Annotated in this window: 8 protein-coding genes; 7 read left to right on the forward strand and 1 reads right to left on the reverse strand. The window is 73.5% G+C overall.

What is annotated here, in order from left to right:
- The first annotated feature begins 7 nt into the window (after positions 1 to 7).
- The 6 genes from DV20_RS24690 to DV20_RS24715 are packed head-to-tail and all read left to right on the forward strand — an operon-like array spanning position 8 to position 12,440.
- The gene (locus DV20_RS24690; protein WP_043784183.1) at positions 8 to 2,995 is read left to right on the forward strand and encodes a non-ribosomal peptide synthetase; all 2,988 of its coding nucleotides are present in this window, start codon (positions 8 to 10) and stop codon (positions 2,993 to 2,995) included.
- Complete coding sequence (locus DV20_RS24695; RefSeq protein ID WP_043784184.1) at positions 2,992 to 8,391, forward strand: non-ribosomal peptide synthetase/MFS transporter; 5,400 nt, start codon at positions 2,992 to 2,994, stop codon at positions 8,389 to 8,391. The genes DV20_RS24690 and DV20_RS24695 overlap by 4 nt, the downstream gene beginning before the upstream one ends.
- A complete protein-coding gene (locus DV20_RS24700; protein WP_043784185.1) occupies positions 8,388 to 9,635 on the forward strand; it encodes an ATP-grasp domain-containing protein in 1,248 nt (415 codons plus the stop codon). Before DV20_RS24695 ends, DV20_RS24700 begins: the two co-directional genes overlap by 4 nt.
- Positions 9,632 to 10,894 carry an ATP-grasp domain-containing protein gene (locus DV20_RS24705; RefSeq protein WP_043784187.1) on the forward strand — a complete coding sequence of 421 codons (1,263 nt, stop codon included), beginning with the start codon at positions 9,632 to 9,634 and terminating at the stop codon, positions 10,892 to 10,894. Before DV20_RS24700 ends, DV20_RS24705 begins: the two co-directional genes overlap by 4 nt.
- Entirely contained in the window at positions 10,891 to 11,829 is a 939-nt protein-coding gene (locus DV20_RS24710; RefSeq protein ID WP_043784188.1) for a TauD/TfdA family dioxygenase, read from the forward strand. Before DV20_RS24705 ends, DV20_RS24710 begins: the two co-directional genes overlap by 4 nt.
- Complete coding sequence (locus DV20_RS24715) at positions 11,826 to 12,440, forward strand: NAD(P)H-dependent oxidoreductase (RefSeq protein WP_043784189.1); 615 nt, start codon at positions 11,826 to 11,828, stop codon at positions 12,438 to 12,440. The genes DV20_RS24710 and DV20_RS24715 overlap by 4 nt, the downstream gene beginning before the upstream one ends.
- Here DV20_RS24715 and bla read toward each other — a convergent pair.
- Positions 12,437 to 13,333, reverse strand: a complete 897-nt coding sequence (bla, locus tag DV20_RS24720; RefSeq protein WP_043784191.1) for a class A beta-lactamase — start codon at positions 13,331 to 13,333, stop codon at positions 12,437 to 12,439. The genes DV20_RS24715 and bla overlap by 4 nt on opposite strands.
- Before the next feature lie 108 nt (positions 13,334 to 13,441).
- On the opposite strand from bla, the gene DV20_RS24725 reads away from it, so the two are divergent.
- The gene (locus DV20_RS24725; RefSeq protein WP_043784192.1) at positions 13,442 to 14,311 is read left to right on the forward strand and encodes a LysR family transcriptional regulator; all 870 of its coding nucleotides are present in this window, start codon (positions 13,442 to 13,444) and stop codon (positions 14,309 to 14,311) included.
- Positions 14,312 to 14,340: the final 29 nt, after the last annotated feature.

A 14,340-nucleotide genomic window follows, 5' to 3' on the forward strand; every position in this document is an offset into this window, starting at 1 on the left:
AGGAGACATGACCGACACGAAGGAATGGACGTTCCCGGCCTCGTTCGGGCAGGAGCGGATCTGGCTGTCCAACCAGCTCGACCCGGCGTCCCCGGTGTACAACCTCCCCTGCCAGGTGCGGCAGGACCTGCCGCTGTCCGAAGGCCAGTGGCGGGCCGCGCTCGGCGTGGTCGTCGGGCGCCACGAAGCCCTGCGGACGGCGTTCCGGATGGACGGCGGCGACCTCGTCCAGGTGGTGCACGCCGACGTCCCGATCGACCCCGAAGTGCACGACTTGCGCCAGTTCCCCGACCGGGAGACCCGCGCCGCCGAACTCGCCGAGGCGATCGCCCGCCGCCCGATCCCGCTGGACACCGCGCCGCCGTGGCGGGCGCAGCTGTGCCGGCTCGGCGACGCGGACTGGCTGCTCACCTTCGTCGTGCACCACACCGTGTTCGACGCGGGATCCGTGCTGGTGCTGGCGAACGAGCTCAACGAAGCCTGCGACGCCGTCGCCGAAGGACGGCTGCCGAAGCTGCCCGAGCTCGCCATCCAGTACGCCGACTACTCGGCCTGGCAGCGCGGCCGGCTGCCGCTCGTCCGGGCCCAGCTCGATTACTGGCGCGAGCGGCTCGCCGGGCTCCCGCCGGTGCACAGCCTGCCCACCGACCGGCCGCGGCCCGCGGACTTCGGGTTCGCCGGCGACCAGGTCGACTTCGCCCTGCCCGACGGCCTCCTCGACCGCGTCGGCGAGGTGGGCCGCGAGCTGTCGGCGTCGCCGTTCATGGTGCTGCTCGCCGGGTACACCGCGCTGCTGTCGCGGCTGTCGGGGACGGACGACATCGTGGTGGGAGTGCCGGTCGCCGGCCGCGACCTGCCGGAGCTGGCGCCGCTGATCGGCATGTTCGTCAACCAGCTCGCCATCCGGGTCGACTGCGGGAGCTCGCCGTCGTTCGCCGGCCTGGTCGCCCGGGTCCGGACCGCGGTGCTGGACGCGATCGAGCACGGCCGGGTGCCGTTCCAGCTGGTCGCCGAGGAGGTCCGCCCGGAGCGCGATCCGGCGGTGCAGGCGCTGTACCAGCTCGGCTTCAACTTCATCCCGGACTCGGGCATCGAACCGGTCCGCTACGCGACGGCCAAGGACGACGTCGCCATCGACCTGACCGCGACCGGCGGCCGGCTGCTCTACCGCACCGACCTGTTCGACCGGGCCACCGCGGAGTCCATGGTGGAGCGGTACCTCCGGGTGCTCACGGCCGCGGTCGAGGACCCCGCCGTCGCGGTGGCCGACCTGCCGCTGATGTCGGATGCCGAGCGCGGCCAGGTGCTGGAAGAGTGGAGCGGTTCGGCCGCCGCGGACGCCCCGCTGGTCGTCGCGCGGTTCGAAGACCAGGTGCGGGCGACGCCGGACGCCGTCGCCGTCGACCTCCGCGGGGTCCGGCTGACCTACGCCGAGCTGAACGCGCGGGCCAACCGCGTCGCGCACCGCCTCGGCGGCGGTGGCGTGGTGGGTGTGTGCGCGCCGAACTCGGCCGACCTGGTCGTGGGCATCCTCGGCGCCCTCAAGAGCGGCGCGGCCTACGTGCCCCTGGATCCCGCCGACCCGCCGCAGCGGCGGGCGCTGATCCTCGCCGACGCCGGCGCCCGGCTGGTGCTCACCGCCGGGGACGTCTCCCTCGACGCCGAGACCCTGGACCTGGGCGACCCGGCGGTGTGGGCGGAGTCCTCGGAGGACAACCCCGCGGGGCCGGGGCCGGACGACATCGCCTACGTCATCTACACGTCCGGCTCGACCGGGCGGCCGAAGGGCGTCCAGGTCGGGCACCGGGCCCTCGCCACCTACCTCGGCTGGGCGCGCGAGGCGTACCCGAGCCTGGCGGGCCGCGCGCTGCTGCACACGTCGGCGTCCTTCGACCTGACGGTCACGACGCTGCTCGGCCCGCCGACCGCGGGCGGATCCATCGTGGACTCCGGACGGCCGGACTTCGTCAAGGCCACCCCGACGCACCTCGCCGTGCTGCCGGAGGAGTCTTACCCGACCGGTGACCTGGTGCTCGGCGGGGAGGCGCTGATGGGCGAGGCCGTGCGGCCGTTCTCCGGGATCGCCGTCACCAACGAGTACGGCCCGACCGAGGCGACGGTCGGCTGCGTCGCCCACCGGCTCGACGGGCCCGTCACCGGGCCGGTGCCGATCGGCCGCCCCGTCCCCGGCACCCGCGCCTACGTCCTCGACGACCGGCTGCGGCCCGTGCCGCCCGGCGTCGCCGGACAGCTCCACCTGGCCGGCGCGCAGCTCGCCCACGGCTACCTCGGGCGGCCCGAACTGACCGCCGAACGGTTCCCGGACGGGCTGTTCGGGCGGATGTACGCCACCGGCGACCTCGCCCGCTGGCGTCGCGACGGCACCCTCGAATACCTCGGCCGGACCGACGACCAGGTCAAGCTGCGCGGGTTCCGGATCGAGCCGGGGGAGGTGGAGGCCGCCCTGCGGGAGCTGCCGGGCATCCGGGACGCGGCCGTCGCGGTCCGCGAAGGGACGCTGGTCGGGTACGTCGTCGGCCGCGCGGACGGCGCGGCCGACGCCCTGCGGGCCACCCTGCCGGAGTACCTGGTGCCGACGGTGTTCGTGACGCTGGACGCCCTGCCGGTCGCGGCGAGCGGCAAGCTCGACCGGGCCGCGCTGCCGGACCCGGAGCTCGGCGGGGAAGCGGAGTACGTGGCGCCGTCCACCGCGGCCGAGGAACTGGTCGCCGAGGTGCTCGGCGAGCTCCTGGGCGTGGAGAAGCTGGGCGTGCACGACGACTTCTTCGCCCACGGCGGCAACTCGCTGCTGGCGATCCGCGCGATGGTCCGGATCCGCAAGCAGGTCGGTGTCGACCTCCCGGTCCGCGGGCTGTTCTCGTTCACCACGGTGGCCGAGCTGGCCGCCGAGGTCGAGCGCCGCCTGGAAGCCGACCTCGACCAGCTCAGCGACGAAGAGGTGCGGGCCCAGCTGGCCGAAGGCGGGCCGGCGTGACGACGATCGACGAAACCGGCAGCGCGGCCGCGCGCCGCGCGTTGCTGGAACGGCGGCTCCGGCGGCGCGCCGAGCCGGCCGCGACCATCACCCGGCGCCCGGACGGCGACCCCGTCCCGCTGTCCTACCAGCAAGAACGCGTCTGGTTCATGGAGCAGTTCGCTCCGGGCACCACGTCCTACCACATCCCGGTGCCGATCCGGCTCACCGGCCGGCTCGACACCGCCGTGCTGCAGTCCGCTTTGGACGCTCTGCCGGCCCGGCACGAGGCCCTCCGGATGCGGTTCTCCGCCGGGGAGGACGGCCGGCCGGCCGTCCACATCGAACCGGAGGTCACCGTTCCGTTGTCCGTCGTGGACGCGGGCAGCGAGGCGGCGGCCCGTGCGGCGGTCGACGCCGCCGCGGCCGAGCCGTTCGACCTGGCCACCGGTCCGCTGCTGCGCGCCACCCTGGCCCGCATCACCGACGACGAACACCTCCTGGCCGTGTGCACGCACCACATCGCCGGCGACGGCTGGTCGGTCGACCTGCTCCTGCGCGACCTCGCGGCCCACTACCACGGCACGGCGGCCGCGCTGCCCGCGTTGCCCATCGGCTACGGCGACTTCGCGCACTGGCAGCGCCGGACCCTGACCGGCGCCGAACTGGACCGGCAGCTCGACCACTGGCGGGCCGCGCTCGACGGCGTCGAACCCCTGGAGCTGCCGGCGGACCACCCGCGGCCGGTGACCCAGACGTTCGACGGCGCGATCCACGAGTTCTTCGTCGAAAAGGACCTCGCCCGCGCCCTCGGTGCCCTGAGCCGCGAACACGGCGTCACGCTGTTCATGACGCTGCTGGCCGCTTACCAGGTCCTGCTGGCCCGCTACTCGGGGCAGGACGACTTCGCCGTCGGGTCCTCGTCGGCCGGGCGCGGGCTGCCCGAGCTCGAAGGCGTCGTCGGCATGTTCGTCAACATGTTGCCGCTGCGGGCCCAGCTGACCGGCGACCCGACCTTCGCCGAGCTGCTGGCCCGGACCCGGCGGCACGTGCTCGACGCGTTCGAACACGCCGACGTCCCGTTCGAGCGGCTGGTCGACGCCCTCGGCGTACCGCGGGACGTGAGCCGGTCACCGGTGTTCCAGGCGATGTTCGTGCTGCAGAACTACGAAATGGGCCGGATGGGTGCCGCCGTCGAGTCCGAAGTGGACTTCCGCTGGCTGCCGATGGACCTGCCCGCCACCCGGTTCGACTTCGAGTTCCACGCCATCGAGGTTTCCTCCGGGCTGATCGGCAAGTTCGTGCACAACACCGCCCTGTTCGGCACCGAAACGGTCGCCGGCATGGCCGGCCGCCTGGTGACGCTGCTGCGCTCGATCGTCGCCGATCCGGCCCGGCGGCTGTCGGAGCTGGACGTCCTGGGCGAGCAGCGGGACCTGGTGCTGAACCGGTGGAACGACACCGCGGGCGAGATCCCGCCGGGCACGCTGCACTCGCTGGTCGAAGCCCAGGTCGTCCGCACCCCCGACGCGCCCGCGCTGACCTTCCGCGGCGAGTCCCTGACCTACCGCGAGCTGGACGAACGCGCCAACGGGCTCGCGCACCGCCTCCGGGAGCTCGGGACCGGACCGGGGACGCTGGTCGGCGTGTTCGCGCAGCGGTCGTTCGACCTGGTCGTCGCGCTGCTCGGGGTGCTCAAGGCCGGGGGCGCGTACGTGCCGCTCGACCCGGAGTACCCGGCCGACCGGCTGGCGTTCATGCTCGAAGACGCCGCCGCGCCGGTCGTGCTGACCCAGGCCGCCCTCCGGGACACCCTCCCGCCGGGCGAAGCGACCGTCGTCGTCCTCGACGACCTGACCGGCTCGGCCACGCCCCCGGAACCCCTGGCGAGCGCGGACGATCCGGCGTACGTCATCTACACCTCCGGGTCCACCGGGCGGCCGAAGGGCGTGCCGAACGGGCACCGCGGGATCGTCAACCGCCTCGACTGGATGCAGCGCGAATACGGCCTGGACGCGTCGGACGCGGTGCTGCAGAAGACGCCGGCGAGCTTCGACGTCTCGGTGTGGGAGTTCTTCTGGCCGCTGATGACCGGCGCCCGGCTGGTGCTGGCCGAGCCCGGCGGCCACAAGGACGCCGCCTACCTGCGGGAACTCCTGGCGGGGGAACGCATCACGACCGCTCACTTCGTGCCGTCGATGCTGACGTTGTTCCTCGCCGAAGCCGGTGCCGAGTCGCTGGTCGCGCTGCGGCGGGTCGTCTGCAGCGGCGAGGAACTGCCGCCGGACACCGCGCGCGAGTTCGTCCGGCGGCTGCCGCACTGCGCACTGCACAACCTCTACGGCCCGACCGAGGCCGCGATCGACGTCACCGCGTGGCACTGCAAGCCCGAAGCCCTGGCCGGAGTCGCGTCCGTGCCGATCGGGGCGCCGATCCGCAACCTGCGGATCTACGTCCTGGACAAGCGCGGCACCCCCTGTCCGGTGGGCGTGCCGGGCGAGCTCCACATCGCCGGCGTCGGGCTGGCCCTGGGCTACCACAACCGGCCGGAGCTGACGGCCGAGAGGTTCGTCGCCGACCCCTTCCACGGCGGCCGGATGTACCGCACCGGCGACCTCGCGCGCTGGCGGCCCGACGGCACGATCGCGTTCCTCGGCCGCCTCGACCACCAGGTCAAGCTGCGCGGCCTGCGCATCGAACTCGGCGAGATCGAGACGGCGCTGCGCGAGCAGGACGGCGTCCGGGACGCGGCCGTGCTCGTGCGCGAGGACACGCCGGGGGACAAGCGGCTGGTCGGCTACGTCGTCGGCGACGCGGACCCCGGTGCGCTGCGGACGGCGCTGAAGCGGAGCCTGCCGGACTACATGGTGCCGCCGTCGTTCGTCACCCTCGGCGAGCTGCCGCTGACGCCGAACGGGAAGCTCGACCGCAAGGCGCTGCCGGCGCCGGTCGCGGCCCGGGACGCGGCCACGGCTCTCGTCGAGCCGTCGACGCCCCTGGAGGTGCTGCTCGCCGGGATCTGGCGGGACGTGCTCAAGGTCGAGGAGCTCGGCGTCGACGACGACTTCTTCGACCTCGGCGGCCACTCGATGCTGGCCACCCAGGTCGTGGCGCGGATCGCCAAGGCCGGGCACCAGGCGGGGGTGATGGACCTGTTCCAGCACCGCACGATCCGCGGGCTGGCGGTGTTCCTGGCCGGCGACCGCGACGACTCCGGCCACCTGCTGTACGAGCTGACCAAGCCGGTCGCGCAGCCGACGCTGACCTACGTCTGCTTCCCGTACGGCGGCGGCAGCGCGATCGTCTACCAGCCCCTCGCGGACGCGCTGCCGAGCGGGTATTCGCTGTTCTCGGTGGCGATCCCCGGCCACGACGTCGGGCTCTCCGAAGAGGCCGTGCCGTTCGACGAACTCGTCGAGCGGCTCGCGGACGAGGTCCTCGAGCGCGTCGACGGCCCGCTGGCCATCTACGGCCACTGCGGGGTCGGCAACGCGCTCGCCGTCGGCGTCGCCCGGCGGCTCGAGGAGCGCGGACGCGAGCTGGAAGTCGTCCACATCGGCGCGATCTTCCCGTTCGCGCGGATCAAGGGCGCGGTCGGGACACTGCGCACGCGGCTGGAGAAGCTGCGCAGCAACCGGTACTACGCGAACTGGCTCAAGGGCATGGGCGTCGACACCGACGACCTCGACCCGGCGCAGGCCGACCGGATCATCAGCAACATGCGCGCCGACAGCCGCGCCGCCGAGGAGTACTTCAGCGGCCTGCTCGACGCCCGCGTGGCCAAGCTGCGCGCGCCGATCGTCTCGGTCGTCGGCTCGGAGGACCCGGTCACCGACTACTACGCCGAGCGCTACCGCGAATGGGAGTTCCTCACCGACCGCACCGCGCTGGTCGTGCTGGACCAGGCCGGGCACTTCTTCCTCCGCTACCGCGCGGAAGAACTCGCCGAAATCCTCACCCGGGTGTACCCGGTGCTCGACGACCCCGGCGACCTGCACGTCTCGGCTCGGGGCGAGGACGCCGGCTGGGCCGTGCACGACACCCATACGTCCACAGTGGACGAGAAGCCCGCGGTGCAGCCGAGCATGACCCGGTTCGTCACGGTCACCGCCGGCCAGCTGGTCTCCTCGACCGGCTCGGCGCTGACGTCGTTCGCGGTGCCGATCTGGCTCTACACGAAGACCGGCTCGGTCACCGACCTCGGCCTGCTCTGGGCGCTGGCGCTGCTGTGCGGGGTGCTCGTGCTGCCGGTGGCGGGTGCGCTCGTCGACCGCGGCGACCGCCGTCGCATCATGATCGCGGCCAGCGCGTTCGCCGGGGCCATCCAGCTCGCGCTGGCGCTGCTGCTGACGGCGGGGAACCTGCAGCTGTGGTTCCTCTACGTGCTGATCCCGCTCGGTTCGGTCGCCGGGTCGATCCAGCGGATCGCCTACCAGTCGTCGGTGGCGCAGCTGGTGCCGAAGCAGTACCTCGGCCACGCGATGGGCCTCGCACAGCTGTCCAACGGCTTCGCGCAGCTGCTCATGCCGGTGATCGCGGCCGGGCTGCTCGCGGCGATCGAGCTGTCCGGGATCCTAGTCCTCGACATGGCGAGCTACGTCTTCGCCATCGTCAGCCTGCTGTTCGTCCGGTTCCCCGACCTGCTGGGCTGGCGCCCGCGCGAACCGCTGCCGACGGCGATCGCGGGCGGGCTGAAGTACTCGTGGAACCACCGCGGTTTCCGCACGATGCTGCTGTACTTCGCGCTGGCCAACGTCTTCCTGGCGCCCGCGCTGGTGCTCGTCTCGCCGCTGGTGCTGTCCTTCGGGACGGTCACCGACGTCGCCCAGGTCGCGCTCGCCGAAGCGATCGGCGCGGTGGCCGGCGGCATCGGCATGGCGCTGTGGGGCGGCCCGCGCACCCGGCGGATGGTCGGTGTCCTGTTCGGCAACGTCGGCATCGCGCTCGGCAGCCTGGTGATGGGCCTGCGCCCGTCGCTGGTCGTCGTCGCGGCCGGGGTGTTCCTGCTGGCCGCCGCGATGGCGGTGTCCCAGGGCATCTACGCCACCCTGGTGCAGGTCAAGGTGCCGCAGCGCTACCACGGCCGGGTGTTCGCGATCAACCAGACGATCACCTGGTCCACGCTGCCGATCGGGTTCGCGGTGCTGGCGCCGCTGGCCGTCGGCTGGTTCTCACCGCTGCTCGCGCCCGGTGGCGCCCTGTCCGGCTCGATCGGCGCGGTCCTGGGCACCGGCGAAGGCCGTGGCGTCGGGCTCGCCTACGTCGGCTACGCCCTCATCCTGCTGCTGATCAACGCCGGCGGGTTCAGCGTGCGGCTGCTGCGCCGGTTCGACACCGAAGTGCCCGATTCGCTGCCGGACGACCTCGTCGGCGCGCGGGAACGGGAGCGCAAGCTCGCCGGGAAGGAGGCCGCATGAGCACCGTGGTGCTGATCAGGGAAGCCCGCGGGCACTGGGTCGGCGAGGTCGCCGCCGCGGTGCACGCGGCCGGGCACCGCGCGGTGCTCCTGGCCCCGCCGGTCGACGCGGCCGAGCGCACGTCGCTGGCCGCACTGGTGGACGACGTGGTGGCCGTCGACGACGTCTACGACGCCGACGCGGTCGCCGAGACGATCCGGTCGCGGTTCGGGCCGCCCGCCGCCGTGCTGACCGGATCGGACGGGGCCATCGCGAGCACCGCCCGCGTCGCCGAGCTGCTCGGGGTCGCCCGGTGCCCGGCGTCGGTGTTCGCCCGGTGCGCGAACAAGTTCGCGGTCCGGGAGGTGCTGGGCGGGACCACGTTCGCGGTGATCTCCTCGGCGGCGGAAGCCGCGGAGGTGGCGGCGCGGGTCGGGCTGCCCGCGATCGTCAAGCCGGTCAACGGCGCCGGCAGCAACCTGGTGCGCACGGTGTCCACAGTGGACGAGCTGGCGGCCGCGTACGAGCTGCTGGCCGCCCGCCTTCCCGAGTCGGCGGACCCGCGCTACCGCCGGCCGCTGGGGACGCTGGACCCGTCGGCGACGTTCCTGGTCGAGGGCTTCCTCGACGGCCCGGAGTACGCGGTGGACGTGCTGATCCGCGACGGTGTCGCCGAGCCGGTCGAGCTCCTCGACAAGCCGCTGATCGACGAACGCAAGTTCGAGCTCGTGCTGTCGTGCCCGCCGGCGGACCTCTCGCCGGAGCGGGCGGCGCTGGTCACGGCGGCGGCGTGCTCGGCGGTGCTCGCGCTCGGGCTGGACAACACGGTCGCGCACGTCGAGGTGATCGACGACGCGCGGCGCGGCCCGACGATCGTCGAGGTCAACGCGGGCCGCCCGGCCGGCTCGATCATGCCGCTGCTGGCCAAGCTGCGCACCGGCATCGACGTCTTCGCGGAGCTGACCGCCCTCGCCCTGGGCGCGCCACCGCCCGGCCGGGAACCGGCGAAACTGCCGATCCCCCTGGCGATGCTGATCCTCTACGCCTCCGGTTCCGGGACGTTGACCGGCATCGGCGGGCTCGACGAGGTCGCCGCGCTGCCGGAGGTCGTCGACGTCGTCACGACGGTTTCGCCCGGCCAGGTGCTCACCGACGAGCAGGAGACGTACGCGGTCAACCTCGTCGTCGCCGGGTTCGCCGATCACGACGACCTGGTGGCCCTGCACGCCGAGGCGAGCAAGCTGATCCGGCTGGAGGTCGGGTGAAGACCGCGTTCATCGTCCGCGAGACGCACGGGCACTGGATCGGGGACTTCGCGGCCGCCGTCCGGGCATCCGGGTGGCGGGCCGAACTCGTCACCGAGCCCCTGGACGACGCCGAGCGGGCCGCACTGAGCCCCCTGGTGGACGGGTTCGTGGTGGTCGAGGACGTCCGGGACGTCGCCGCCGTCGCCGACGCGCTCCGGGACCGGGACCCCGCCGCGGTGCTGACCGCGGCGGAGGGGATCATCGCGACCACGGCCCTGATCGCCGAGCGGCTCGGTGTCGCGCGCTGCCCGGCGTCGGTGTTCACGCTGGCGCACAACAAGTTCGCGGTCCGGGAGAAACTGGCCGAAGCGGGACTGCCGGGGCCGCGGGCCGCGTTGTTCGCCGACCCGGCCGAGGCCGCGGCGATCGCCGCGCGGGTCGGGCTCCCGGCCATCGTCAAGCCGGTCAACGGCGCGGCCAGCACCCTCGTCCGCACAGCGTCTACTGTGGACGAACTGGTGGCCGCCTACGAGGTGCTGGCCACCCGGCTGCCGGAAAACCCGGACGCGCGCTACCACCGCCCGCTGCCCGGAGGCATCGACCCGCTGCGCGTGTTCCTCGTCGAGAGCTTGCTCGACGGTCCCGAGTACGCGGTCGACGTGCTCGTCCGCGACGGGGCCGCGGAGACCGTCACCGTGGTCGGCAAACCGCTGATCGACGAGCGGAAGTTCGAGCTCGGCATGGTGTGCCCGCCGTTCGGCCTGTCCGGGGAGCGGGCAGGGGCGATCCGGTCGGCCGCGTCCGCCGCGGTGCTCGCCCTCGGGCTCGAGGAGACGGTCGCGCACGTCGAGGTGATCGACGACACCGAGCGCGGGCCGGTGGTCGTCGAGGTCAACGCCGGCCGCCCCGCCGGGGGCGCGCAGCCCGCGCTGCTGAAGCTCGCCACCGGCATCGACGTCACCGCCGAAGCCGTCTCACTCGCCCTCGGCACGCCACCGCCCGCGCGCGGCACCGGGCTGCCGGTACCGGTCGGGTACCTGGTCGTCTACGCCGAGGGCGCCGGGCGGCTGGTGCGCGTCGAAGGCACCGGTGAAGTCGCGGACCTGCCCGAGGTCCTCGACGTCGTCACCATCGTTTCCCCCGGCCAGGTGCTCACCGACGACCAGGAGATCTACGCCGTCAACGTCCTCGTCGCCGGCTTCGCCGACGCCGACGACCTGGCCGCGTTGCACGCCGAGGCCGCCAAGCTTGTCCGATTCGAACTGGAGGAGTCATGACCGCTGCGACCTCCGCGGCGCCACTGGAGCTGCAGGGCAACGAGCACACCACGATCGCCGTCTTCCCGGCCGCGGACTTCGCGACGGTGGAGGCGCACCGGCCGCGGCTGCAGGCGCACCTGCGCGACCACGGCGCGATCCTGCTGCGCGGGCTGCCCGCCGATCTCGACCTGTTCCACAAGGTCACCGAAACGATCGGCGGGGCGCTGCTCAGCTACACCGAGCGGTCGACCCCGCGCTCGGCGGTGGCGGGCAACATCTACACCTCGACCGAGTACCCGCCGGCCGAGCCGATCCCGATGCACAACGAGAACTCCTACTCGGCGAGCTGGCCGGCGCGGCTGTTCTTCCTGTGTGACACCGCCGCGGAGACCGGCGGCGCGACGCCGATCGCGGACAGCCGGGCGATGTACCGCCTGCTGCCCGAAGATCTCCGGGAGCGGTTCGCGGGCGGCGTCACCTACACGCGCGCGTTCCGCGAAGGGCTCGGCCTGACCTGGCAGGAGGCCTTCCAGACCGAGGACCGCGCGGCCGTCGAGGAGTACTGCGCGAGCCACGGCCAGACGCACCAGTGGACCGAGGAAGGGCTGCGCACCCGGCACGTCCGGCCGTCCTTCGTGGACGAGCCGCACACCGGCGACACCGTGTGGTTCAACCAGGCCAACCTCTTCCACGTCGCCAGCCTCGGCGAGGAGGTGAGCGAGGCGCTGCTGGAGCTGTACCCGGAGGAGGACCTGCCGCGCAACGCCTACTTCGCCGACGGCAGCCCGATCCCGGTCTCGGACATCGAGAAGATCCGCGAGGTCTACGACGAAGTCAGCTACGCGTTCCCGTGGCAGGCCGGCGACGTCATGGTGATCAACAACATGCTGATGGCCCACGGCCGCGAGCCGTTCACCGGCCGGCGGCGAATCCTGGTGGCGATGACGGGATGACCGCGCCGGTGGTCGTGCTGCTGGCCCACCCGCGGGCCGGCAGCTTCAACCACGCCCTCGCCGCCCGGGTGGTCGCCGGGCTGGACCGGGCCGGCGTGCCGGTCCGGTTCCACGACCTGTACGCCGAAGGCTTCGACCCGGTGCTGACCGAGACCGAGGCCTACACCAGCGGGACCCGGGCGGAGGCGTTCCTCGCCGTCGAACCGGACCCGCTGGTGCGGCGGCACCGGGAGGAGCTGCGCACCGCGGGCGGGCTCGTCGCGATCCACCCGAACTGGTGGGGCAAGCCGCCGGCGATCCTCGGGGGCTGGCTCGACCGGATCCTCGTCCCCGGCGTCGCCTACCGCCTCGACGACGCCGGCGGCGCGCCCGAGCCGCTGCTGTCCCTGCGGCGGCTGCTGGTGGTCAACACCTCCGACACCCCCGAGGAGCGGGAGCGGACGCTGTTCGGCGACCCGCTCGACGCGATCTGGCGGCGCTGCCTCGCGCCCTACCTCGGGGAGCCGGAGGTCCGCCGGCTGGTGCTGCGGGTGGTGGCCGACGCCGGCGCGGCCCAGCGGGCCGCCTGGCTCGACGACGTCGAAGCGGAGGCGCTCCGGCTCTTCGGTTAGCTTCCCTGGAAGGCGTCGAAAGTCAGCTTCGCCGCCTGCGCGAGGAGCCGGTCGTCGTGGCCGGCGTCCTCGGCCCGGCGGCTGGACATGATCGCGAGGACGATCGGCGCCCGCCCCGGCGGCCAGACGACCGCGATGTCGTTGCGCGTGGCGTAGTCGCCGGTGCCGGTCTTGTCGGCGACGGCCCAGCCGGCCGGCGTGCCCGCCCGGATCACGGTCGCGCCGGTCGTGTTGGCGCGCATCATGTCCGTGTACAGGGTCCGCTTCTCCGGCGGCAGCGCGTCGCCGAGGGCGAAGGCGCGCAGGGTCCCGGCCATCGCGCGCGGGGTGCTCGTGTCACGGATGTCGCCGGGAGCGAAGTCGTTGAGCGCGGGTTCGGTCCGGTCGACGTGGGTGGTCGTGTCGCCGATCGCGCGCAACGCGGCGGCGAGCCCCGGCGGGCCGCCGAGCTGATCGAACAGCAGGTTCGCGGCCGTGTTGTCGCTGTAGCGCAACGCCGCGTCGATCGCGTCGCGCAGCGGGATGCCGGTGCCGACGTGCTTTTCGGTGACGGGGGAGTTCTGCTGCAGGTCGGCCCGGCGGTAGGTCAGCACTTTCGCGAGGCCTTCGCGGCTGGTGCGCTGGAGCACGGCGGCGGCGGAGAACGCTTTGTGGGTCGAGGCGTAGCCGAACCGCTCGTCGGCGCGGTGGGCGATCTCGCGGCCGGACCCGGTGTCGATCGCGTACACGCCGAGGCGGGCGTCGAAGCCGCGTTCGAGCGGGGCGAAGTCCGGCTGCGGCGCTGACGTCGGTATCGCGGCGGGGGCCGTCTTGGGTGCTTCCGCGGTGCAGGCGGTCAGCGGGACGAGGAGCAGCGCGGCGAGCGCGGCCCGCCGGGCTCGGGGGAACGGCACGGGGACTTCCTTCCGGTGTTGATCGTCCTTCGCAGTCTCATGCCGTTCGTTGATGCTGTCCAAGACGGAAGTGCGCGGTTCGATGCGGAACCGGCATAAGATCAGGTCGTGGACCTGGTCGGTGGTTGCAGGGCGTTCGTGAGCGTGAGCGAGACGGGGAGTTTCACGGCGGGTGCGGCGCTGGCCCGGATCCCGCAGCCGGTCGCCAGCCGGCGCATCGCCGCGCTCGAACGGCACTTCGGGGAGCGGCTGTTCGACCGCTCGACCCGCCGGGCGCGGCTCACGCCGTTCGGCCGGGACGTGCTGCCCGCGGCACGCCGGCTGGTGCAGCTGGCGGAGGCGATGGAACACGACGCGAAGCGGGCCCGGCAGCGGCCCGTGCGGGTGGCCGTGCCGGCCACCTGCGGGGTGCGGGAGCTGGCCGGGCTGGCCGCCGAAGCCCGCGCGCTGGAGATCCACCTGGAGTTCCGCGCGGCGGGGCCGGGGGAGCGGGCCGAACTCGTCCGCACGAGCGAGGTGCGCGCGGCGCTCACCGCTGTCCCGGCCGAAGAGGCCGTGTGGTCGGTGCCGCTGGGGGTGGCCGGGGCGGCGCTCGGGCCGAGCCGGGTCGTGCACCTGGAGACGTTGCGCGCGGGCCGTTCGGCCGGCCCGCGGCGGTGTGTCCGGATCCAGCCGGAGGACGACGTCCCGCACGTCCGCGACCGGGTGCTGCGGGTACGGGACGCGGTGGGCCTGTCCCCGGCCCAGGTGGCGGTGGCCGATTCGCTCACGGCGGCGGCCGCGGAGGTGTACGCGACGGAGGACCTGCTGCTGTGCTCGACAGCGCAGGCCGAAGAGCTGGGACTGCCGTGGCGCCCGATCGGCGAGCTCGACGTGGCCCGCGGCTACGAGGTGGCGGCGGCCCTGGCCGAGGACGCGGACCGGTTGCGGACGACGTTGCGCGAGGCGGTGGGCCGGTGCCTGGGGGCCGGGCGATGACGGCTGGTGGGCGGGTGCCTGGGAGTCGG

The organism is Amycolatopsis rifamycinica (genome assembly GCF_000695625.1).
Classification (GTDB): domain Bacteria; phylum Actinomycetota; class Actinomycetes; order Mycobacteriales; family Pseudonocardiaceae; genus Amycolatopsis; species Amycolatopsis rifamycinica.